The sequence below is a fragment of the Shewanella sp. NKUCC06_TVS genome, assembly GCF_019345515.1.
Lineage (GTDB): Bacteria > Pseudomonadota > Gammaproteobacteria > Enterobacterales > Shewanellaceae > Shewanella > Shewanella oncorhynchi.
Genome location: NZ_JAHKQX010000003.1, coordinates 255,118 through 278,767 on the forward strand (window position 1 = coordinate 255,118; position 23,650 = coordinate 278,767).

Annotated in this window: 22 protein-coding genes; 8 read left to right on the forward strand and 14 right to left on the reverse strand. The window is 44.0% G+C overall.

What is annotated here, in order from left to right:
- Positions 1–369 precede the first annotated feature (369 nt).
- The 6 genes from ppk1 to KO531_RS05000 all read left to right on the forward strand — a co-directional run bounded on the left by ppk1 (position 370) and on the right by KO531_RS05000 (position 7,021).
- Positions 370–2,541, forward strand: coding sequence for a polyphosphate kinase 1 (gene ppk1, locus KO531_RS04975; protein WP_028760273.1), 2,172 nt, complete (start codon positions 370–372; stop codon positions 2,539–2,541).
- A 42-nt stretch (positions 2,542–2,583) separates the two neighbouring features.
- Positions 2,584–4,128 carry an exopolyphosphatase gene (gene ppx / locus KO531_RS04980; RefSeq protein WP_275956684.1) on the forward strand — a complete coding sequence of 515 codons (1,545 nt, stop codon included), beginning with the start codon at positions 2,584–2,586 and terminating at the stop codon, positions 4,126–4,128.
- A 392-nt stretch (positions 4,129–4,520) separates the two neighbouring features.
- Entirely contained in the window at positions 4,521–4,805 is a 285-nt protein-coding gene (locus KO531_RS04985; RefSeq protein ID WP_006081330.1) for a J domain-containing protein, read from the forward strand.
- 22 nt (positions 4,806–4,827) lie between these two features.
- On the forward strand, positions 4,828–5,355 hold the full coding sequence (locus tag KO531_RS04990) for a hypothetical protein (RefSeq protein ID WP_115015148.1): 528 nt from the start codon (positions 4,828–4,830) through the stop codon (positions 5,353–5,355).
- Complete coding sequence (locus tag KO531_RS04995) at positions 5,355–6,113, forward strand: hypothetical protein (RefSeq protein ID WP_006086363.1); 759 nt, start codon at positions 5,355–5,357, stop codon at positions 6,111–6,113. Before KO531_RS04990 ends, KO531_RS04995 begins: the two co-directional genes overlap by 1 nt.
- Before the next feature lie 11 nt (positions 6,114–6,124).
- Positions 6,125–7,021: a hypothetical protein gene (locus tag KO531_RS05000; RefSeq protein WP_006081327.1), complete on the forward strand. Its 897-nt coding sequence runs from the start codon at positions 6,125–6,127 to the stop codon at positions 7,019–7,021.
- Positions 7,022–7,229: 208 nt separating this feature from the next.
- Here the strand turns inward: KO531_RS05000 and KO531_RS05005 are convergent, their stop codons facing one another.
- Complete coding sequence (locus tag KO531_RS05005) at positions 7,230–7,622, reverse strand: DUF6678 family protein (protein WP_219250525.1); 393 nt, start codon at positions 7,620–7,622, stop codon at positions 7,230–7,232.
- 768 nt (positions 7,623–8,390) lie between these two features.
- On the reverse strand, positions 8,391–9,707 hold the full coding sequence (locus KO531_RS05010) for a hemolysin family protein (protein WP_219250526.1): 1,317 nt from the start codon (positions 9,705–9,707) through the stop codon (positions 8,391–8,393).
- 743 nt (positions 9,708–10,450) lie between these two features.
- Between KO531_RS05010 and KO531_RS05015 the strand changes: the two genes are divergently transcribed.
- A complete protein-coding gene (locus tag KO531_RS05015) occupies positions 10,451–10,693 on the forward strand; it encodes a thioredoxin family protein (RefSeq protein WP_028760280.1) in 243 nt (80 codons plus the stop codon).
- A gap of 694 nt (positions 10,694–11,387) precedes the next feature.
- On the opposite strand, the gene KO531_RS05020 is transcribed toward KO531_RS05015, so the two are convergent.
- From KO531_RS05020 to KO531_RS05035, 4 genes are all read right to left on the reverse strand, one after another.
- The gene (locus tag KO531_RS05020) at positions 11,388–14,222 is read right to left on the reverse strand and encodes an ExeM/NucH family extracellular endonuclease (RefSeq protein ID WP_219250527.1); all 2,835 of its coding nucleotides are present in this window, start codon (positions 14,220–14,222) and stop codon (positions 11,388–11,390) included.
- 292 nt (positions 14,223–14,514) lie between these two features.
- Complete coding sequence (locus KO531_RS05025) at positions 14,515–15,030, reverse strand: GDYXXLXY domain-containing protein (protein ID WP_219250560.1); 516 nt, start codon at positions 15,028–15,030, stop codon at positions 14,515–14,517.
- Positions 15,030–16,193 (reverse strand): DUF4401 domain-containing protein, encoded by a 1,164-nt coding sequence (locus KO531_RS05030; RefSeq protein ID WP_219250528.1) that lies wholly within the window; start codon positions 16,191–16,193, stop codon positions 15,030–15,032. Before KO531_RS05030 ends, KO531_RS05025 begins: the two co-directional genes overlap by 1 nt.
- Positions 16,180–17,277: a DUF2157 domain-containing protein gene (locus KO531_RS05035; protein ID WP_219250529.1), complete on the reverse strand. Its 1,098-nt coding sequence runs from the start codon at positions 17,275–17,277 to the stop codon at positions 16,180–16,182. The genes KO531_RS05030 and KO531_RS05035 overlap by 14 nt, the downstream gene beginning before the upstream one ends.
- Positions 17,278–17,414: 137 nt before the next feature.
- Here KO531_RS05035 and KO531_RS05040 point away from each other — a divergent pair, with 137 nt between their 5' ends.
- Positions 17,415–18,230 (forward strand): transporter substrate-binding domain-containing protein, encoded by an 816-nt coding sequence (locus KO531_RS05040; protein ID WP_219250530.1) that lies wholly within the window; start codon positions 17,415–17,417, stop codon positions 18,228–18,230.
- Between the two features lie 65 nt (positions 18,231–18,295).
- On the opposite strand, the gene KO531_RS05045 is transcribed toward KO531_RS05040, so the two are convergent.
- From KO531_RS05045 to KO531_RS05080, 8 genes are all read right to left on the reverse strand, one after another.
- Positions 18,296–18,691 (reverse strand): hypothetical protein, encoded by a 396-nt coding sequence (locus tag KO531_RS05045; protein ID WP_105252761.1) that lies wholly within the window; start codon positions 18,689–18,691, stop codon positions 18,296–18,298.
- Positions 18,692–19,019: 328 nt separating this feature from the next.
- The gene (locus KO531_RS05050) at positions 19,020–19,424 is read right to left on the reverse strand and encodes a hypothetical protein (RefSeq protein WP_105252762.1); all 405 of its coding nucleotides are present in this window, start codon (positions 19,422–19,424) and stop codon (positions 19,020–19,022) included.
- Positions 19,425–19,455: 31 nt separating this feature from the next.
- Complete coding sequence (locus KO531_RS05055) at positions 19,456–19,920, reverse strand: GNAT family N-acetyltransferase (RefSeq protein WP_219250531.1); 465 nt, start codon at positions 19,918–19,920, stop codon at positions 19,456–19,458.
- A 19-nt stretch (positions 19,921–19,939) separates the two neighbouring features.
- Entirely contained in the window at positions 19,940–20,545 is a 606-nt protein-coding gene (locus tag KO531_RS05060) for a GNAT family protein (RefSeq protein WP_219250532.1), read from the reverse strand.
- A 392-nt stretch (positions 20,546–20,937) separates the two neighbouring features.
- Positions 20,938–21,561 (reverse strand): 2OG-Fe(II) oxygenase, encoded by a 624-nt coding sequence (locus KO531_RS05065; RefSeq protein WP_028760290.1) that lies wholly within the window; start codon positions 21,559–21,561, stop codon positions 20,938–20,940.
- Positions 21,562–21,754: 193 nt separating this feature from the next.
- Positions 21,755–22,252, reverse strand: coding sequence for a GNAT family N-acetyltransferase (locus KO531_RS05070; protein ID WP_219250533.1), 498 nt, complete (start codon positions 22,250–22,252; stop codon positions 21,755–21,757).
- A gap of 30 nt (positions 22,253–22,282) precedes the next feature.
- Positions 22,283–22,831, reverse strand: a complete 549-nt coding sequence (locus KO531_RS05075; RefSeq protein WP_219250534.1) for an NAD(P)H nitroreductase — start codon at positions 22,829–22,831, stop codon at positions 22,283–22,285.
- Between the two features lie 186 nt (positions 22,832–23,017).
- Positions 23,018–23,611 carry a DoxX family protein gene (locus KO531_RS05080; RefSeq protein ID WP_219250535.1) on the reverse strand — a complete coding sequence of 198 codons (594 nt, stop codon included), beginning with the start codon at positions 23,609–23,611 and terminating at the stop codon, positions 23,018–23,020.
- Between the last annotated feature and the right edge of the window lie 39 nt (positions 23,612–23,650).

Sequence of the window (23,650 nt, forward strand, 5' to 3'; positions counted from 1 at the left end):
ACTCCCGCGATAAAAAAGCCGAGCAAGATAACATAGTTTGCGATAATGCCCAAGGAGTTAACACTGACGGATTTATTCTCAAGGAAGCCACGCTTACACAGTTTCTCAAGACTTAAATCGCAGTAACGCGAACAGAGTTTAAGCTCAATCCAAGATGATCATCATAAGGTCATATTTCTGTCACACTCGTCATCAAGTTGACATATTTCCCTCGTATCTTTATCCCAGATAAATCCCAGACTGATTTTGGCGTGTACGCAATATTTATCATTGAAATTCCTTCACTTGTCGGCAGTAAATCTGATTGCACAACGGCGGATGAATGCTATTGTATATTGCGCCATGACGCTTGCTTAAAGGAGCTGTGCAGTGTCCCCGAATACCGATAAACTTTCGATTGATAAAGAACTCTCTTGGTTGTCTTTTAATGAGCGGGTATTGCAAGAAGCCTGCGATCACAATGTTCCCTTAGTGGAGCGAGTGCGCTTTTTAGGGATATTTTCCAATAACATGGATGAGTTTTTTAGGGTGCGTGTGGCTGCGGTCAGACGCTCCATTTTGCTGTCATCCCTGCAGGAAGGTCGCAGTAATAGCCGCCATTTAATGGCCAAGATCCAATCGAAAGTGATGGCATTGCAAGAAAGGTTCGATGGCATATACACGGATTTAATGCGCGAACTTGTACGTCGTAATATTTTGTTAATCAATGAGAAACAATTAAGCGAATTCCACAGCGACTGGCTGAAAAAGCATTTTAGAGACCATTTCAAACGCCATATCGCGCCGCTTATGGTCAATAATAATCGCGATCTGATCAAGCAAATCAACGACGACGCCACCTATTTATGCGTGTGTTTATTCACTAAGGCGCGCCGCCAATACGCCTTAGTCGAAGTACCGACTAAAAATGTACCGCGGTTTATCGAACTCCCAGCCGAAAAGAGTAAAGCGAAAAAATATCTGATTTTATTAGATAACATTATTCGCCACTGCGTAGATGAACTCTTTGGTCCCTTCTTCGAGTACGATGCTATCGAAGTGTATTCGATGAAGTTAACCCGCGATGCCGATTTTGATATCACTGACGAGCTTGAACAAACCCAGCTTGAGAAAATGACCAAGGGATTGAAAAAACGTCTTACCGCCGAACCTGTACGCTTAGTGTACGACAAAGAAATGCCTGAACACATGTTGGTGATGCTCAAAGAAAACCTGAACATCAGCTCGACCGAATGTTTGATCCCAGGCGGGCGTTACCACAGCTTTAAAGACTTTATCGCCTTCCCCAACCCGAGCCGCGACTACCTCGAAAACGAAAAACTGCCGGCGCTCAATAGTGCAGGTTTTGGCCGCAGTGCCAACAGTTTCGATGCGATTCGGATGGGCGATATCATGCTCAATTATCCGTACCATAAGTTTTCCCACTTTACCGAAATGGTGCGCCAAGCGGCCTACGATCCGGCGGTGCGCTTTATTCGAATTAATTTATATCGAGTGGCGAAAAAATCCCATGTGATGCAATCGCTTATCGATGCAGTGAAAAACGGCAAACAAGTCACCGCCGTAATTGAACTCAGGGCCAGATTCGATGAGCAATCCAACATCGAATGGACCCGCATCTTGGCCGAAGCGGGCGTCAAAGTTCACCATGGTATCACCAGCTTAAAAGTGCATTCCAAGTTGTGTTTAATTGGCCGCGAAGAACAAGGGGAAATCAAACTCTATTGTCACGTCGGCTCAGGCAACTTTAACGAAGGCACGGCGCGGGTCTACACTGACTTGTCGCTGTTCACCGCCAATCAAGAAATTGCCCGTGAAGTGGAGCAAGTGTTTGACTTAATTGAGCATCCGTATCGCCGCGATAACTTCCAGCATTTAATCGTGTCGCCCTACGATGCCAGACAAAAACTGAGTCACTTGATTGATAATGAAATCGTCAATGCCCAAAGCCATATGAAGGCGGCGATTACCTTAAAACTAAATAACTTACTCGATGAATCCTTAGTACAAAAGCTCTATGAAGCCTCGGCGGCTGGGGTCAAAATCAAGTTACTTATTCGCGGCATGTGTTCGCTTATCCCGCAAATTCCGGGGATCAGCGACAACATCGAAGTCTATAGTATCGTCGACCGATTCCTCGAACACTCGCGGGTGATGCTGTTCCACGCGGGTGGAGAGAACAAACTCTTTATCTGCTCCGCCGACTGGATGAGCCGCAACATAGATAATCGCGTCGAAGTGAGTGTGCCGATTTATGATCTGCGCCTAAAACAGATGATAATGGATATTTTATCCTTACAGTTCAATGACAACACTAAAGCACGTGTCATCAACAAGGAACAAAGTAATCCTTATCGGAATCGCGGTAACAAACGAAAAGTGCGTTCTCAAATTGCCATTTATCAATATCTGATTAATTATGAGAAGCGCCAACTGCAAGAATTTAATGCCTTACGTATGTCCACCCATGAGGGTGACGCTGAGCGAGAAGTGAAAACTCAGCCTGACATAACACCTGAGTTACGGGCCAAAGCCAGCTAATCGCTGGCTTTATATCACTTTGATTGCCTAAGGATAATCCGATTGGTAACCACATATTCGCACACACAGTCACATGCTACGCCCTGCAATGTACTCGCAAACTCTAAATCGCGCCACTTTGTCGCCATCGATATGGGGTCGAACAGTTTTCATCTGGTCATTGCCCGCGAGCAAGATGGCAGTTTGCAGATTTTACATAAAGAAAAACAACAGGTTCAGCTCGCCACTGGACTCAATGCGCAAAATATTCTCGACAATGACGCCATAGAACGTGGGCTCAATTGCCTACGGGATTTTAACCAACGATTTTCCAATCTCGACCAAGCGCAAGTGCGATTAGTCGCCACCCACACTCTGAGAATCGCCAAAAACCGCGATCAGTTTATCGAGGCGGCGCTCGCCATCATGCCCTATCCGGTGGAGGTCATTTCGGGCCATGAAGAAGCGCGTTTGATTTATAACGGTATTGCCCAAAGCCAAGTGCTAGGAAAAAGTAATTTAGTCATCGACATCGGTGGCGGATCTACCGAAGTGGTGATCGGCCAGAAAAATACCCCAACTCAGTTATCTAGCCTGCGCTGCGGTTGTGTGAGTTTCAATGAGCGTTTCTTTATTGATGGGCTCATCACCCCAGCCTCATTTCGCGATGCCCAAAGTGCGGCCGATAAGCAGTTCGCGTCGCTCTCAAAGGAATATTTCGCGGGTGGCTGGGAACTCACCTTGGGTAGCTCAGGCACAGTAAAAGCCATCTGCGAAGCAATTCAAGAAGAGCACGGCGACGAAACCATCACGCTGCCACGACTCAAACAGCTCAAAATCAAGTTAATCAAATGTGGCCATATTAGCCAAATCCAATTTGCCAACGTCGATGATAAACGCATTCCCTTAGTGCCCGCCGGACTTGCCATTTTGATCAGCTTTTTTAGGCGCTTACCGATTCAAAAACTTGAGTTTAGCCCAGGAGCACTGCGTGAAGGCGTACTCTATGAACTGGCAAAGATTGGTCAATATCAGGATATTCGCCACCGCACCGTCGACAGTATTGCCCAGCTTTATCATATCGATATGGCCCACGCGGCTAAGGTACGCGACACTGCTATGGCCTTGTTTGAACAGGTCGCCGATGAATGGCAATTAAGGCCCCATGCGCGCTTGCTTGCCTATAGCGCGACTTTACATGAAATCGGATTACACATTAATTCAAAATCCCTGCACAAACACGGCGGTTACATTATCAGTAACAGTGACTTACCTGGGTTTAGCGAAGCATTACAGCTGGATTTAGCGCGACTTATCACCAACCACAGAAAAAAGCCTAACGAATTAATGCTCGCTGAACTCGATCCCAACCATAAGCTCACGCTCAATCGCCTACTCAGCCTGCTTAGGCTCGCTGTCTTGCTCAATCTTGGCCGTATCGCTAAGACGCTGACCTTAGATCATATTAAAGTGATCCCCGATGGACTCATGCTAGTACTACCAAGCCATAAGCGGAAAATCAGCTTGTTTATGAAAGATTTACAGCGAGAACAAAAACAAATGCTCACCCTTGGAATGAACCTGCGTTTAGTGTCTAGTCTGACTTAGCTGTTACGGCGTTAGCTCAGCCTAACGTGGCCGAGGCGAGTGTGGGTTAACTCTGTGTGAATACGTTTAGCGAAGAATTCAGCACTGAAATATGCCCTTAATCGAGGGCCATTATCTCGCCTAAAACAAGGTTAAGTTAGCTGTCAATCTGGCTAGGTAACCGGATTTCAACAGCATAGCGGTAGACTTAATCCATGCGCCACAACAGATTAAAGTTTAAAGGATTTTTAACCCTTCACTAAAGCACAAATTCCTGCTCGCGCGTTTGCCGCTGAGTGGGAATTTCTGCTATCATCCACGGCTGACTAATCATAATTCCACGAATTTAAAGATAATCAGAGTCAAACCCTTTTTATCTCGCGATATCAGCCCCATCGCCTGCAGGTACAAGTATGATTAACCACTTTAGTGTGCTTGGTATAAAACCCAGTGCCAAAGAAGACGACATTAAAAAAGCCTATCGACGGCTGTCAAACAAATATCATCCCGACAAGTTGTTAGGCGCCTCGGAAGAGGAAAAGCAGCAAGCCGCCGTACAACTTGAACGCGTTAAAAATGCTTATGATGTGTTGTCCGATCCTAAGCGACGTAACGCGTTTATCAAAGATTTCAATAACGTCATAGTGACCGATCCCGCGAGCGCTATGCGCGAGCTGTGGGATCAATTTTATCCTTGAGCGTTTTCTAGAGTAGTGTCAAATGGTCAAAAAACTGAATATCTCACGCATTAATGAGCTAAAAAATAATGCCTACGACAATATCGAGTCCTACGACGATCCCGATACACCTAAAGCGCTAGAGCAATTTACTAGCCAAATCAAAAAGGTGTTAGAAGCCGATCCTAAGATGCTCGATACTGTGCCTGAGTACCTGCCTGTCGCGCTTTACGGTCGAATTAAGTTTCCCGCCGAAGCCAAACTCAAGTGGGCACATTGGATAAACACGGCAACTCAACCCGAGTGGGATGAGTTTAAAGTCACGATTGGCTTTAACAATGCTGATTTACCTTTAGTGTTAGCCGTGCGTGGTTACTCGGAAACCTTACTAATTGAAAGCTGCGCCGTGCTGTATTTACTTGAAACTCAAGGTAAAGCAACGCCAGCAGCAAAACATCACGACGATGAAGATGATGACAACGATTATGTTGGCACCTCAGATAACGACGACGATGATGAAGGCGAAGAGGAAGATGGCTACTACGATCACTACGATGATGAGGACCGCTAATGAACACTAGTCTCATTGAGATTACCGTCGCCGAAATTAAAGAGTTGGCGGACGTAGAGCCAAAACAAGCGAGCAAACGCTTTGAAATCATTGCAAATACCATGAGCGACGAGCAATTAGTCGAAGTTATCGAACACATGGATATCGTCACGCTGACCCAAATCAACAGTCATCATGATATCTCTTGCCCTTCGATCATGTCTGAACTCATGACCCCAGAACAAATTCGCGACATCGTCTGTCAGCAACCTTTGTACTGGGAAGAAAAAATCAAAAACAATGCCGAAGAGCTTATTCAGCATACCTTTGATTTTTTGACCTATTTAATTCGCATCCAAGATAGCGAAGAAAAGCAAACTGCGATTCTAGAATGTATAGCCGAAGATCCTGCGGGCCTCTTCTACCTGTCGATCCCTTTCATCGAAATGATGTTAGGCGAAAAGCATGAAGATGAAGACGGCTACACAGATCTCTATGATGACGAAGAAGACACTGAAACCATCGGCTACGACAGCCGCGTCGCCAGTGAAGATGCACACAGCCTCAGCATAGACGACCCACGCAGCCTAATGGCCTTGATCCACGAGCTCGCGCCCGATGTGGAAAAAGCCATTAAGAGTCTGCTGCGTAACGAAAGCTCAGGTTGGGAAATGATCATCAGCAAGTTTGTCAACGAGCTGGTTATTCAAGCCAAAGAGAAAAACCAAGTGACGGATGAATACGCTGAAGTCGATGATATGTTTAGCTTTTTGGATTAAGGAATTATTTGATGCAACTGGTACTGCGTGATGTAGATCAAGGCCCCTACCTGAGCAAGGTATTGATCCAAGGCCAAGCAGACGAAACGCTGAGCGGTGAACAGCTGTCACAAATCAAATCCAAAGCCATTTTGATGAGCCTCAAACTGGCCGATAAGTTTTACAACAAGTACAAAATGCACCTGCTTGAACAAGCGGCACACGATGTCATTGGTGTGGTGAGCCTTGGTTTGATGGAGTTATCAAACCAGAATCCGCAGCAGGCAATACGCCTGTTGATCACCGCCGATGGCGTAGTCAAATGCTTTCAAAAAGGCTGGAGCATGCTCAGCACTGTCAGCAAGCACAAACTCGTCAACGGCAAGTCACTGTACGGCGATGTCGACAAGTTCTTGCTTGAACAAGTGTCTAGCCCGCCAGATGCGGAAGAATGGTTAGGCTATGAAGCCTATCAAGATGCCCTGCTTGAACATCAACGCCAACAGTCGATAGCGGCCCTATTGGCACAGTTTTACGCGCAATCGAGCTATGATCCGCTAGATTTTCTCAATCTAGAGAGTGTATTAGCCGAAGCGGTACTGTATCGATTGTTGTTTGATGGCGCCAAAGTCAGACAGGATTTGAAAAAGCGTATCGGCAAAATCACCTTAAAAGAGGAATGGTTTACCCGTGAGCATATCGAATTGGAAACCCAGAAAGCGTTAGCAGAATTACCCGCAGAACTCGCTGAAACCATCAGTAAAGATCTCGGTAAAAACTTTGTCCCCGCCCTACTGCGTACCCTGCACTTTGCGAAAAGCTACCGCGAACTCTTACTCAGCGACGCTTCACCCGAGCGCTTAGAAAGATTCGAACATAAAGAAGGTCTCGTCGGCCTCCTTGGCTGGCCACTCTACATAGTACTTTGATCGGTACTTTGATTGGGACTTTAATCAGTACTGTGTTCAGTACGTTAACGAGTACTTAAGTCGTTTTAAAATGAGTGCTTTATTGAAAAATAAAGCACTTTTTAATGTCTTGTTTCTCTATGTCCAATCCCATCAATCAGTATTTAGGTCTCAGCTTTGAGTGTTTTTAGCTTTAAAATAAGTAACTTACATAGATATAACTCTTCAGTTAGATAAATTCTGGAGATTCATCCCTCCTCAGATAACCCCAAATCCGAAACATACCATTTTCTATTGAATAAGGAATTGAATATTGGGCTAATTGTGCACTTACAACATCAGAAAAGTCCGTCAATCGATCCGCCACTAATCGGCCTAGCCATTCTCTTTTGAATGGATCAACTTCTAACCACTCAATGGTTTCTGCTATTTCAAGTAACTCATGCCACCACACAGCAGTAAAACCTGCATTTGGATTTTCATCATAAATCAATTTGTATCGCACATAGGGAATAAAGTCTTCAGATCCATTTAATGCCTTTTCAAGCTCGCACCACTTTGTTTTATTCATTACAGACGAAAGCTGATGCTCATTTACATACTTCAAAACTTCAGAATTCATTTTTTAGTGTCTCAAGCGACTAAGTGAAAAACTAAATGATATCGCTTTAATAGATATATATTGCCAATAAAAACTAATTAAAATGACAGATAAAATGATGGGTAATAAATTAGGCCATCCATTTTAAACCGTGGGGCGCTTATTGGTTTGACCTACTCATATAAGCTTGCCATAGCATTTGCTCGTCGACAGGGTGAATAGAAGCCTAGGGATTCTAAGTTTATGAACGAGAGCCATGGAGGTCAAACTGGCAGTTAAGCATGGATGTTGTTCCAGTCCATCCTAGAATGCCCGACCGCCCCATCCATGGGGCGGACGGTCGTATCGCAAATCACCACGGCTCACCTTTCGAGCATTCGCGTAACCTGTAGGTTTAAAAGGCATACGTAACATACTTTTGGACAAAACCTTGTTAGATAATTCACTCTGCTTAGTCAGATTCGGATTAGCTATTAGTAACGTCTCTGTTGACTGTAAATTAATCAACTCTCGATATTACTAGTCGGAATAGGCATAGCAGGGACATGAATCAATTCTATAAAGATTTGATTCATCTCAAGGGAAAAAAGCGCCCCAGAATAGCTGCAAACGGGGCATTGGGGATAGCGTGAATCAGTCTGATGTAGAGTGATTCACGGGCACGATTTTTAGTTAAACAACCATGAGGAAATCGATGGCTAATGCTCGACTCACCGAGCAGATTTAGTTGGTCGCTCTTTAGACGTGTTTTTTGCACTAAAGCTGACAACTACTATGCTTTTGAATTTATCAATCAACAAATATAGATTCTTCTGAAGAATCAGCATCAAGTAACATTTGAGCAAGGACTTTATCTACCCTTTTACCGTCCATATCCATAATTTCGAGTCGCCAACCTGCAACTTCAACAATATCTGTGGTTTGAGGTATTTTCCCTAATTCATACATTAAAAATCCATTTAGCGTTTGATAACGCCCATCCTCTTCATTTGGCAATTGCTTTATACCTAAAGCGTCTTTTAGGTCAAAAATAGGGATTAGACCATCTAGTAATAATGAGCCATCTTCCCTTTTTATCACCATCTGATCATTCACATCTTCCTGAAAAAACTCACCAGTCAGTGCATCCATCATATCTTGAAGCGTTACCAGCCCTTTCAAATCACCATATTCATCAACAACAAACACCATCTGCGAGCCTGTAGTACGAAAATGCTCAAGTAGCTCCATTCCAGATAAGCTGTTGGGTACAAAGTTACAATTCTTAACGAGATCCACCAATTCTAAACGTTCACCCGCGATAGACTGTGAAAGGAGTTGTTTAGCTGAAATAATACCCACCATATCATCGACATTGTTACGACAAACAGGAAATCGTGAGTGAGGAGACTGCATAACAGTTCGCAGATTTGCATCAAGAGGCAGGTTTAAGTCGAGAAATACAATATCAGACCGTGGCACCATCAATGAAGAAATAGTACGTTCATCTAATCGAAAAACGTTTTTAACCATCGCATGTTCATTGTGCTCAATCACCCCAGAAGATGAGCCTTCCTGCAACATTGCCTGAATATCTTCCTGAGTTACATTGTCGTCAAGTCTATGCGAAAATCCCATTAGACGCATAAGAGCATGAGTTGAACCGGATAACATCCATACAAATGGTTTGGTTGCTATTGCTAGAAATACCATTGGTTTAGCCATTAGACAGGCAATCCTTTCCGCACTAACTTGACCAATTCGCTTGGGAACTAACTCACCAATGACAATTGACACATAAGTGACAATGATAACCACTAGAACGGTTGAAAAGATGTTGGTTAAATCTGGACTTAGACCAAAAGTCTGAAGCCAAAGTGACAAAGGTTCGGCGAGGATGGATTCACCAAATATTCCGTTTAAGATCCCTATTGATGTTATGCCTATCTGAACAGTTGACAAGAATTGCGTTGGATCTTCTGCCAGTTTGAGTGCTGCTTTAGCAGTGCTGCTACCGCCATGAGCAAGGGCAGTTAGCCGTGACTTGCGAGCAGTCACAATGGCGATTTCCGACATAGCAAATAAGCCATTTAACACAATCAAACCAATAAGAATAAAAATTTCCATAGTCGTGGCTCTGGGTTCCGCTTTAAGTTGAACAAGAAAAAATGAATAGACAATTGATACTGAAACTCAATGAGCTCAGCTAAATATCGAAAGATAGCTTAGATACAACTCATGAAATAATCTTCTTAAAAAACAAAAGAATATAACGAAAGGACCTTTCCCAGAACGGGCTTGGGGTATGATTTGAAATTCTCAGAACAAACCATCTACTACCTGCTATCAACTTTTTGATTAGCCGTGTATTTGATTGTGTAGATACTTGTCTTAACTCATTGAAATAAATGGAAAGACAATGCTTATTGATAATGGCTGCAACAAATGAAGTTACAGCGTATCGTCGGTGAGGGTCCATAATCCTACATAAAAAAGTGATTGTAATTCGCATATTAAACGAAAAGAGAGAGTTGTAAAGTATTAGTAATTAACATAATTAGTACGAATACTTAAGCTCTGATATTAAAAAATTATAGCTTAAGTGTATGAGTAGTGAAGACTACTTAGGTCATCAGTTGTATGGAGCACTTACGTTTTTACCTTACTTAAGCACACTAAGGTTAACAAAAATTTAAGAAAAACACCTAAATTTTAATGAAGCTCTAGTTGATTAGAATAAAACCAAAAGGCATAGTGCGCACATAGATTTTAACCGTTATCACATTGAAGTGAATTTTTGCAAAGTGTCCTTATCCTATCTCCAATAACAGTGGCACTGAGTGAATGATCCATTTTGTGAGAGTGTAAAAATGCTATACATAAAAATTTTGGGCAATGGATGCACAAAATGCACAAGTACAGCAGCGTTAATCACTACTATAGCGACTAATCGTGGCATCAGTATTAACTTGATTATGGAATCAAATCCAGAAGTGATGATGGACTATAGAGTGGTGAGCTCACCAGCAGTTGTTATTAACGAAAGATTAATGCATTGGGGCTCTACTCCCCAACCATACATGGTTGAATCATGGCTAAACATTTTACGCTGAATTGTTGCATTATCACTGCTCAATAAATCAACAGATTACTTTCTTGTTTTACCGTCACCTCAGATCCCAATTAACGTTCTATACATATAGAAAACAAAGAAAAATCACACATTATTATTTGTTGATTTGTTACCTTATTTTTCCCAAATAGCTGTAAGCACAACAATACTCATTAACAAAGGTCAGTCAATATCCAAGCTTGATACGACGAGTCTACTGGTTTCAATTAAGAATGGGGCAGAAGCGCTTTAACCCAAAGCTAACGCCAAATACTAGATTTTGCTCCCGAGAATCACTTCAAAGTCTTATCAACTGTAACGGTTTATGAAATCCCTGATGGTCAGGCCTTACTTTTTGGTAGTCATTACTTTATGTATCTCAAATTATCAGACAACAAATGGCTGAACTTCAAGCTGTGGTAAACTTTGGGGCAATAGCTTTTTAGCTAAACGAACAGCAGAAGAGTTAGTTAAGATTGGCATTGTTGCACCTGTAACCTTCTAAAACAGGGATATTTTGTTAGAGCCCTCAGGGAGGCTTCTTGTTAAATAAAGAGGTGATGAGTCACTGGGGAAACAATGAAAATTGATGCGTCACAACTGACAACAACTTTATTTTGCTTTTGGGCAAAAAGAAAAGCCCGCGGCTGCGGGCTTGGCGTCACTTTAAATATCAGCGGAATAAAAGGACTGGCTTAACGGTAAGTCAGCGTTGTGGTATCCGTTAACTTGTCGTTATCTTTAACGGTCAGTTCAACAGTGTGTTGTCCACGGCGGGCAAGGCGCAATACCACTTGACCGTTAGCACGGGTGCCATTGTCGAACGTCCACTTATGTTGTTTGATCACACCATCGGTATCATAGCTAGTCGAGATAAACATATCGACTAGCCATAAATTAATACGCTGAATTTGCGCAACGGGTGGTTGTTTAACATTGCCAGCAACCACTGTCACCATTTGCGACGTGCTATGGGTTAGGCCGTCATTATCAGTCACAGTTAGCGTGACCAAATACTCGCCGCTTTGGCTGTAACTGTGGGTCACAACCTCACCCACTGCCACAGTGTTATCACCAAAGCTCCACTCGGCTGATACGATTTGTCCATCACTGTCGGTTGAAGTGGATGTCAGTTGCACCGCGGCGCCATTCACCACTTGAGTGAAACTGGCCACTGGCGCGACTTTTTCCGCTTCGAGCAAGAGTGAAATCACCACAGGATCGTGATCCGATGAGCGGTAAGCATCACTTGCGAATAAGTCTTGGATTTGAGCAGGCGTCTTAAACTCTTCGTTGTAATCCAAAACGCGTGGTTCGTCGGTATTGATATGCCACTGCGTCACATCCACCACTTTATCCACCAGGGCAGCGTTTGCTAAAGCATGGTCCAACTGACCCGATTCAGCCGAGAATACATAGGAATAAGGGTTCGGTTTTTCAAGTTTGGCAAACAGCTCACTAAAGCCTGCATTACCTAAGGCCGTTAATGGATCTTCCTTCGCATAGGCGTTCAAATCACCAATCAGCAGCACGCCTTGATCTGGATATTGCTCGCTAATCCATTGACCTGCAGCCGTCGCCGCACGGGTACGAGTGATATTACAGTTGCCTTGACCGTCGTTAAGATCAGGTTCGCCCGCACATTCACTGCCCTTAGATTTAAGGTGATTAACCGCAACAACCACGCCTTCTTCACTGCCGTTCACGCTAAAGGCTTGCGTCAGCATTGGACGGTTTTTGCTATCGTCAAACAGGGGCTGTTGATCGCTATCTAATGGCGAATTCGCACTGGATAAAATACGCGCAGCACCCTGCGGCGTAACTTTATCGCTGCGATAAATCAAGCCAACTGTGATGGCATCGGTGCCAATCGCATTCATGCCTGTTGGCGCAATATAAGCGTAACGTGCTTCACCCACAGCAGCATTCAAACCTGCGACTAAATCAGCAATGGCTGAATTGGCGCCAAAGCCATCGTTCTCGATTTCCATCAAACCGAATACGTCGGCACTAATGCCCACCATGGCGCTGACAATCTTCGCCTTTTGACGCTCAAACTCGCTTAAGGTATTGGCACCACGCGCGGTTGGGAAACCTGCACCTTGGCCATCACCATTGAAGTAGTTAAGCACGTTAAAGCTAGCGACTTTTAGATTACCACCCTCAACCAATGTGGGCGCAACTGGGCGTGGGTTTTCCGCCACAAAGTTCACCGTTTCGATTGGCATAATGCGATACAGATTAAAGCCATAGTGCATTACACCCGTAAGCGATGTGGCTTTATCGCCTACACGCACTGTGTTTGATGCGCTCAAACCAGGAGCGGGGAATTGCACAGGATCAGGATTCTGCGCCGTTAAACCGTCATCCAGTAAAATACTGTCACGTTGGTTGGCTGCACTCACCGCCAGCGCATCCGCGCCCGGTGCAGCCACCTGCGTACCAATAAAGTGGCGCTGACTGCCTAATGAAATCTCACCATAACGACCGAGGTTATAGACTTCATTCACCACTAAATCTTGGCTAAAACGAACACGCATGCCCTCAAAGGGCTCAAAATCATCACTGCTGTTAACAGGTAAGGTCACTAGCGCGGCCGTTGGTAACGTTTGTCCTGTGGCACACAACTTGTGATCAGATAAAGTCGTTAGTTCAGTTAAGCCTTGATATTCAGTGACTTTGGCTTTCAAACGAATACGATCGCCTGCCACATAAGCTGTGGGCGCAGTGCCGGTATACACAAACACACCTTCCGAGGTTTGGGGATCGCTATCGGCTTCGTTATCAGCCATTTGCACGAAAATGCCCTTAAGACCGGCTTCTTGATTACTGATGACAACCGCCTCAACCACCAAAATTTGACCATTGAGAGGGCTGGCAGCGCCCGCGCCTTGAAGCGCATGAATTGCTGTGGCTTCTTCGCCGCACACTAAAGAGCTTGGTGGAGGGTCGACTGGATCGGTTGGCGTACCCGCACTGAACTTACCAAGATCAGAAACATCGTCCTTAGCAAAACCTAGCCAAGTGCTAAAGCTTACTGCATCGGTACTGATAGGATCGGCAATCAGCAGCTCAGGATTACGGCGCAGGGTATTATCTTGAGTGGAGAGATCACCACTGCCCCACTCGGCACCGGGATCAACACCGACTTGGCCTAAACTATCAATGACTTGATTTTGATAGGTCAGTTCAATCGCATCGTCGCCGTTAAAGAAGCTGGCGCTACTCTGTTGATTTGTGACCGCAAGGATATCGGCAGAAGAATCATTATCGGCAACCACATAAGTCGCCCCCGCCGCTAATGAGCCAGTGAGCGCAATGGTCGTACCGACATTGGTGCTGCCATTAAAATAGAAGCGCAATTGGTATTGGCTTAAATCAATAACGCCCGCGGTTGGGTTATACAATTCGATAGCTTTATTATTGCTGCTGCCTTCGACGTATTCAGAAATGATCACATTATCCGCGCCATGGGCAAGCCCACAAACGCTGCTGATGGCTAACGCCAGCACAGTTTTAGTGTTAAACATTGAGACCCCTAAATGTATTGTTTTAATATTTAGTATTTAATTGATGCGCTTAGATACCTCAAGGTGATGTCACCTCGAAGACTTACGATACTATAGGCGGTCAAAGTTACGGATTAGTTACATCAAAGTTGCAACTTAAGGTGGATATTATTCGTACGATTTAGCGGTCAGTACTAGGAAGAAAGCAGTACGGGAGATGCTGGCCGCACTACACAGTGCGGCTAGAGATAAATCGAGATTAATCAAGTAAGCAGAACAAATGGATGGCAATCCTGATAATCCTGACACAGGGTTATAAGGGCTGAAGCTTTTCATCGAGTAAACTGACGAGCAGTAACTCACCTTGCAAATTCACTCTAAACTCACCGTATTTAGCTGCACTAAAATGATCGGCTTGTCCTTCTTCAAAGAAAAAGCTGTTCGATGCGAGCTTAATTTGATTACCACGGACACGAAACTGCACTCGTAGTTGATCTTTACCGAGTGCTTGGTCGGTATAAAAGTCCACAAAACGCGCAACTTTTTGCCCATCGACAGCCAGCAATAACTGGCCCTGCATTTGTTGCGGCGCTAAGGCACTACGCACATCGCGCGCAATGGCATATTCAAGCGCCATGTAATCACCCTGCATTAATGAGCGCGGATCGACCGGTGCTAATGCAAAACGCACCACTTGGCCGTGATTAAGCAGTTGTTCGAATTTGAAAATGCGCCAATTCACGCCAGCGAGAATCGCCACTGTTGTGAACAGTACGAGCACAAGCGCCCATTTATGTGAAGCCGACAGTTTTCCCATCACATTGCCCATCACACAGTCTCCTTGGCATTTTCATTGGCAGGAAATAACCGCCACATCACTAACCTTGCCACCAACAGCAAGGCGCCTAAGCCCATCAAATAACCAGATTTAAGTAACAGAGTCGTTTCTAGGGAATAATAATACCCGCTGACAAATAACAGCGCCGACACCATTCCCATACCTTTCAACCAAGACTCGTTGCAATAATGACCAAGCAAAATCAATAGAATAGCCGTTGATAAACCCTGCATAGGTAAGGATAAACCGCTAACGATGACTAAACCGATAACACACCCCAGCGCCGCCAGTGAGCTTAGTGATTGATGGCGCTCGCGCAAGATTGTCACCAATAAAAATCCGCAAATAGCGAAAATAATCAACAGATGAGTCAGTGTCAGCCACAGGCTTTGCTGCCATGGGCTAAATAAGGCTTCAAAAATACTATCCATACTAAAAGCGTGCATCAACTGCAACGAAAGCAACGAGAGTGCAAAACCATAGATGAGCATCCGAGCCCTGCGATAATGACGCCCGAACTGATTGATATTTAATAACACTAGACTAATGACTACAGCAAAAAGGCTTGGGCTAAAATTGAGCAGTTCAAATTTTGCCATCAGGCCAATCACGCACCAACTTAAGCAAAAAGCGAATACAAACTGGGCTAGCCCATGGGCAATCAAGCCCCACAGTAACAATGTAATACCCGCCATACAGAGATACCATGTGAGGCTAAAATCATTGTTAATTAAATCAAATAATCCCCATGCCACACTAATCAAACCACTCAAACAGGCGGCAAAAGCAAATTGTTCAATAAAAATCTGTTGCCGTGGTAAAAAATACAGCCCAATCCCCAAGGCTAAATAGGTTAAGCCGATAAATAAAATGACATCTTCTTCAACATGCTCAAAAATGGCACCAAACCCAGCCATCATAAAGCTCAATAAAAACAACGCTGCTATCCAAGCAGCAAACGCCTGCATAGTGGCAATATACCAAGGGATATCATGGTCTTCTGGCATTTGAACTGCACTAACATTGCCTTCGGCATACAAAGCTTGCCAGAGTTTGATTAGCCTTAATTCACTCGAAGCGTCGATTGACGTAACACTATCAGTGCAGGGTCGAGTGATCATTTCGCTATCCTGTAAACCATTATTGTTGCTCATGAACATCTCCCACGCCCACGCTCCCTTGGGTGGCGATTCCTACAAACTGTGGTTTAAGTTTCCGGCTTAGCTCCCTCAACCAAATACTCAAACCTGTGCTTGCCAAAATGATATAAAGCCCAATAAACAAAAATCCACCTATGGGGTCATTATCCTCAAACATCAGCTTTATCAGTAACGCGGCGCCTACGGCAATCAAGCTAAAACCGCCCAAGGCCAAGGGATATATGCGTGGTAATCTATAACGAAAAATAACGAATCCGAATATCAGATGGGCAAAATAACCACAGAAGATCCCAGTGCTGAAGCTATCACGTTCAAGGAAATCGTCGAAAATAAGCCAAGTGATTAACCAAGTAAAACAGCCCATAGCAAACAATGAACAGACATATTCAAGGATTGGCGCATGCCAGCGCCCCGCGACTTTGTGGTCTAAAAGTACAAAAGCATAATAGATAACTAAATTCAAACAGATAAAGATCAGCAATTGTCCTTGAGCGCCCCAAAATAATCCCCAGAAATGGGTAAAGGAATCCAGAAATATCCCTATGCTGAGGTTTAGCAATCCCACCAGCAACAGCCACAAACCATCAAATCCCGCCACCCAAGCAAAGGGTAAGATAACGAATGCCCATAGCGCGAATAACTGCCAAGGATCGGCGCCCGTTTGATAGGTTTGCCCAACTAACGCTAATAAGCCACCGACTAACACACTTGCGGCCAGTAGCACACCATTGGCGGTCGTCGCACCAAAAGTGCTGTCTTTACGATAAGAACTAACAGGGGAATAAATGTTGGCACGATAATAGAGCCAAGCAAATGCGCTGATAGCGAGTATTATCGCCACTTGAATCAGTCCAAATTTGGCAAATCGCCCCAAAGATTGCCAATTATAGGCAAAGAAAAAAACCACCCCACAGGCAAAACTTAACGCACCGAACCAGAGTAATAAATGAGCGATTAAGCGACGCCAACTCGACCCATCCGGCAAGACTGTCACCTGTCGATAAAGCTTATTCGCCTGCTCTTGCGTGATATGTCCCTGTTCAACCCAACCACACACTTGAGATTTTATCTTGCTCAATGTGAAATCTCCCTCATCCTGTTTGCGCTAGCTTACTATGACAGATTTAAAATTCGCACTTTATCGACAGCATTGAACAAATTAAATTGTGTATACTTGTAAAAAATCATTCATGCTAAAAATAACAAGGGGTGACTATGATATTGAGCCAGTTGTGTCGTCTACTCTTTTGTTTAGCCTTAAACATTAGCGCATTTACTGCGGCTATCGCCCAAGATAAAGTTCAGTCGCCAGCGATTCCCAAGTCAATTCCGACAATTCATGTCGGTGGTTATCAATTTGCTCCCTATGTCCATCAACAACAAGACGGCCGTTACACAGGTCTCACACTCGATATCATTAATGCATTAAATCAAGTACAACAAGAAGTGGTCTTTAAATTTGCCGTCACCAGTATTGAGCACAGATATAAAGCCTATTCCTTAGGTCGCTTCGACATGATGCTCTTTGAGAATCCCGCTTGGGGATGGCAAAAAATAGCGACTCAGTTTATTCCGCTACATATGATAGATGGTGAAGTCTTTATTGCACTTAAAACTAAAGCTCATAACCAAAGCTATTTCAAAAACTTAACCAACAAGTCAATTGCCTTCATCAAAGGATATCACTACCAGTTTGCCCACTTTGAAACCGATGCGAATACGCTGGCAAAGCAATTTCGTCCCTTGTTCGTCAGTCACAATAACGCCTCTATCGAAAGCATTCTACGTGAACGCGCCGACCTAGCGCCCGTGACTAACTCTTACCTACAGTATTATTTAAAGGTTCATCCAGAAGATAGAAAATTACTTTTAATATCAGATAAATGGGACCAAAAATACGCCAATGGCATTTTACTCAACCCCAGTTCACAGCTCGATAGCAAAAGGCTCTCACACTGGATTGAACTGCTCATCAATAATGGTAAGCTCGCTGAACTCGCCGCCCAATACGGTATTCAATTAACCCCATAATTCGCTGTTTGTTTTTCAAACTCTTACGCTTCAATCGCGATGATTTACAAACTATCATGAGCAATTTACGCGGCAGACAAGAGTGGCCCTAGCATAGCCAAAATACCAATGAGCAAGAAAATCAGCGCTTGCACTATGATCATCTGGCCACTATTTGGTGGACTCAGAGTGGCAATATAAAACTGCCAAATCGCAAAGATCCCATAGTTCATCCCGAGGAATAACAACAGGCTAAAGGCATACATCCCAGGGATCACCTTTAATGCACAGGCTAAAAGTGCAGCCGTTGAAACCACAAAAAATACCGATTGGCAGTGAAATAAGCACAGTAGCATTTGCTTGCTTTGCTGTGACACATTCGCCTTCAAGAGTGGTGCTAATAAAACCCGCTTACCATAGATTAAATGGTAGCCACAGACTCCAGCACTCAAAACAGTCGCTGCCATTATTGTTAATACCATAGTGCTCCCATTTAGTACTCATATTTGATTATCTTTGAATATCGTAAACTGAACTAAGAATTTAAAACTGGGGAGAATTTAAACCCAAGGCTTAAATACTTGACCATGTAACTAAGACCCTAAAAACTGCGGTTGAGTTGCAGCCAAGCGAAAATAAGCAACTTGGTTCTAAGCCCCTAAACCAAACGAGGCTAAAATCTATGGGGAAACCGACTCAATATGAATGACCCCATCAGCTCCTTAGTGCTTGTACTTTAAAGCAAAAAAGGAGCCATCAGGCTCCTTCTCTTCACAATCCGTAAACGATTACCCTGACTAAAACCTACGATTACATCGTCGCCATAGTCCAATAATTTAAGCGCTTTTGTGGATCGGCTAACAGGTTTTTACATTCTTCTTTATATTTACCCATTAACGCACCTAAGTTACTTGAGCCCCCTAAGCTTTCGATTTGACGCGCTTTCGCGTCGGCAACTGCTTGAGTCACTTCAGCTTCAGAGCTGTATTTCTTGGCTAAATTCTCAGATTCAATTTTAGAGCTTTTTAAACGCTCACCCACAGCCTGCATTTGCGGTGCATTCATCGCCCCAATAGCTTCTGAGCTAATTTGGTAATAAGCGGCACACTCAATGGCTTCTTTACTAAACGCTTTTTCTGCTTCATCAGCCCAAACTGCGGTACTGGCACTCAATACTAAACCACCTAATACCAATGTTTTTACCTGAGTTAACATGTTACTTTCCTTTTAATCGTCATAAATAAACCTACTCAAGCCCTGGGTGGATCTCAAGCTCGTAGATATAAAAATCTTGGTTACGCACAAAGCCTAAGCCTTCATACAAGCCCTGCGCGCGCTGGTTTTTTTGCTGTGTTTCTAACATCAAATAACTCATATTATGCGCTTTGGCATAACTGGCGGCCTGCTGCACTAGCGCTCGCCCAATACCGACACATCGAGCATGTTGAGTCACATACACATCATTGAGGATCAACATTGGAGCCATACGTAACGATGAAAAGCTGGGATACATTTGCACAAAGCCTAATCCAAGCCCTTGATTATCTTTGGCAATAAATATCACCGATGACTCATCTAACAATCTTGCATGAATAAACTGCTCCGCGGCCGCTACATCATCCCTGCGCCCATAAAACTGTCGGTACTCATTGAATAACACTGCAACCTCATGGACATGAGTCACATCTGCTCGAGTTATAATGCTTGCCATGGGCCTTTCCTTTTTATCGTTAAAGTGTTGGCGGTCGTTGTCGCAATCGAAATTGCAGACTGTTTTTTACCGCTGGCCACTCAGCATCAATAATGGAATACACCACAGTATCGCGAATTGTACCGTCTTTAAGAATTTTGTGATTACGCAACACACCATCTTGCTTAGCACCCAGTCTCGCAATCGCTTGTCTGGAGGCTTGGTTATGCCAGTGAGTCCGAAACTCAACAGCAATGGCATCTAAGGTTTCAAAGGCAAAGGTCAATAACAATAACTTAGCTTCGGTATTGATCCCCGTACGCTGGGCACGTTTTGCATACCAAGTGTAGCCAATCTCAAGGCGACGATTTTCAGGCTCCCAGTTGCAAATTCGCGTGCATCCGACAATTTCACCGGACACTCTGTCCCGCACTGCAAAGGGAAAACTCTGACCCCACGCTTTTTCTTCGAGGGCTTTAGTCACATAGGACTTCACCTCGGCGGGTTCTGGCACACTAGTAAACCACAAACGCCAAAGTTGACCATCTGTCACCGCTAAACTCAATGCCGCCACATGGGACAGAGATAAGGGCTCAAGCACAATATGCTCACCCGTTAAACAACCTAAGTTATCTTCACTGCCCACAGTCTCGCCTCCGTTAGATGATAGAAAAGTGTGTTGTTGCGCACATTTTTATCTAGCCTAACATTAAACGAGAATAAAAAAACACCCTATTTTCAGCATGATTGGACAAATTTATCCCATTGTCGGCGGCTTAGATTACCTAAAGCTTAAGAGTGTAAAAAAATTTGAAAAAATGAGTAGAAGGCAGTTAAATCAGATTGGGATAAATACTGCTGCGAAAGAATAAGTCACGAAATGGCCAATCAATATCCGATAAATAGCCAATGACATTGCGTAGTCGCGATTAGTGATTAGTGATTGGTGATGACCAAAAGCGACAATCGAGAGCAAAAACACCTAAACCTGTGGGCAGCATTTAGGCGTTTGTTTTCAGGTGAAGTTAAAAGCTAAAGTTAAAAGCCATGAACACTGTTACTGACCCTAAACCAGCCCGCAATGCTATTACGCTGAGCCAAGGTTTTGGTCACTTCATGGGGAAAACGCTCACTGAGGAAAATCACAAAATGGCCCATTTTAGGCGCGATGCGTTCAATCTCAATGTCAGCTTCATCATAGATAATCAACTCACCACAATCTGCCGCTTTCCAATCAGGATTTAAGAAAAACACTGTGGTTAAAATACGATTTTGGCTGCCCTTAAGTGCATCAACATGTTTTTTATAAAAGGCCCCAGGCTGATATACCGCATAGTGGCTTTCATAATCGAATAAGCCCATAAACAAGCGACGATTCAAGCCATTTTTGAGTTGTGTCATCAACTCAAGATACTGGGCATCGGGCTCATTTTGCTCTTCTAGCCACTGTATTCTGTCACGACGAATGTCTGGATTTAAGTGCTGTTCAGAACCTCGACCAATAGAGGCAGCTTTTAATTCATATATTTCAGTTGATTGAATTTTTTCCAATAGTACTTGGCTAATACAGGAAGGAACTAAGTCAGATAAAAAGATATAGCCTTTGTCTACCAAGGCATCAGCGATCACGTCCAGCATTGCTTCACTTAATTGCGAAACCATTATGCTACATCCAAAAAAGGGCTACGCTTTTGCTGTACTCAAGGGCTCAAGGAGGGATTAAGTGAGCCTGATTTTCGAGGGGCGTCGATAAGAGATATGATTGCCATATCTCAACGATAAATTTTGCGAAATTCTAGATTAAAGAAGACGGAATTACAATAAAATAAAATCCAATATAAACAATAGGTTAAGATTAACCAAACAGTTCAACAGGCTCATCATCTGGGCTGAGCTGCAAACAACGCTCAAAGTGTAATCCAAGTTTGTTCAGCAAAGCTTTTGAAGCACTATTATGGGCGCTCACAATCGCGACAATACGCTCAATACCTAAACTTTTACCTAAGTCAAAAGCGGCTTTAGCCGCTTCGAATGCATAGCCCTTGCCCCAATATTGCGGCAAAAAAGCATAGCCTATATCGACATTGTCCAGTGTCGGCCGTTTGATTAAACCACAGATGCCAATAGTGAATCCATTCTCGGCGAGCACTACAGCATAAAAACCAAAACCGCACTCGGCATAACTTTTCATCGGTCCATTGACGATATAATCCTTAGCCTGCACAAGTGTGCGTACTCCTCTATCCCCGATATTCTCTATAAAGCCTTGGCTATTGAGCAAGACTAGCATAAAAGAAGCGTCGGCTGGGGTTAACTGCCGCAGGATGAGTCTAGGAGTACGCGCAACTTGCATAGAATTTCTCCACTAAAAAAGAGGGCGGATTTATAAATAACGGACGTACTGACTGCCGTCCTTTTGCGGTTTCTTAGGAGCAGTAACGGCTGGCGTACCCACATACAAAAAACCGACAATTTGATCGTGTGGCTCAAGACCTAGAGCAATATTCACATTCGCATCAAAGGCAAAATCCCCTGTACGCCACACTGCACCTAAACCTAAGGCAAAGGCAGCCTGCTGCATCGCCATGGTCGTACAACCCGCTGCAATGAGCTGTTCAAGTACGGGGACCTTGGAATGTTGCTGCGTTTTCGCCACGACAGTAATCACCATAGGCGCGCGCATTGGCATGCCCTTAGCTTTATTGACAAAATCCTCATCGGCGCCGCTCGCTTTCGCTGCCTCAACAAAGATATCTGCCAAGGTATCTAACCCTTTTCCTACGGCAATAATAAATTCCCATGGCGCTAAAGCGCCATGATCTGGCACACGAATGGCAGCATCTAAGATGATTTTTAATTGACTCGCATCTGGAGCAGGAGCAGTTAATCGTGGGGTTGATTGGCGAGTGAGTAAAAGTTCAATAGCGTCCAAGTTCTTATCCTAGTTCGATATAAATTGCGCTCAAGCATAGCAAATTGCTGACAAAGAGGCATAAAAAAATCCCACCGCTTGAGTGGGATTTAACTTGTTGAGTGCACTTAACAATCGAGTGGGCTTCAAAATTAAATGCGCTTGAAAATCCGATACAGTTAACAATTGGGCCCGCTTGAGAAAGACTTACTTAATCCCACAGCGCTTAGCGATGAAATAATCTAGGCTAGTGTAACGACCACCGCCTAAGGTAAAAAGCGCCAGCAACATAATAAAATAGGTGATCGCAAACTCAATCCCATTATTAAGCACAGCTAAGTTACCTGAGCTAGTCAGCCAGTCATAGTTACCGTGCTCCTGCAATATTTCTTTGGCTTTTGCCAGTTTATCCCCAGCCTCAAGCACTCTGTCGTTGGCTAGCCAAGAGCTACCATCGGCAATCGCTAACCAACCATTTGGCCAATGCACAGTCAATGCGGCGACCAACATAGTGACCATTAAAGGGATAGAAATCAGTCGCGTCGCGAGCCCAAGCAGTAACAAGATAGCGCCAAAGAACTCAGTTCCCGCCGCCAGTCCTGCCATTAACGCCGGCATTGGCAGACCTAAGCCCCAATCGGGATTGGCAAACCAAGCAACCGTATCTTCAAAGTGAGCGAGCTTGTTATAGCCTGCCTGCATTAACACAGGTGCAAGGTAAATCCTAAGGGCTAATGGCGCTAAGCCTTCGAAATAGCGGCTCATATTGAGCAGTTTCTGATAAAGGGATACGAGTGGCATAAGGTCTCTATTTAGTCGTTAGTAGGCTGATTTATTGGC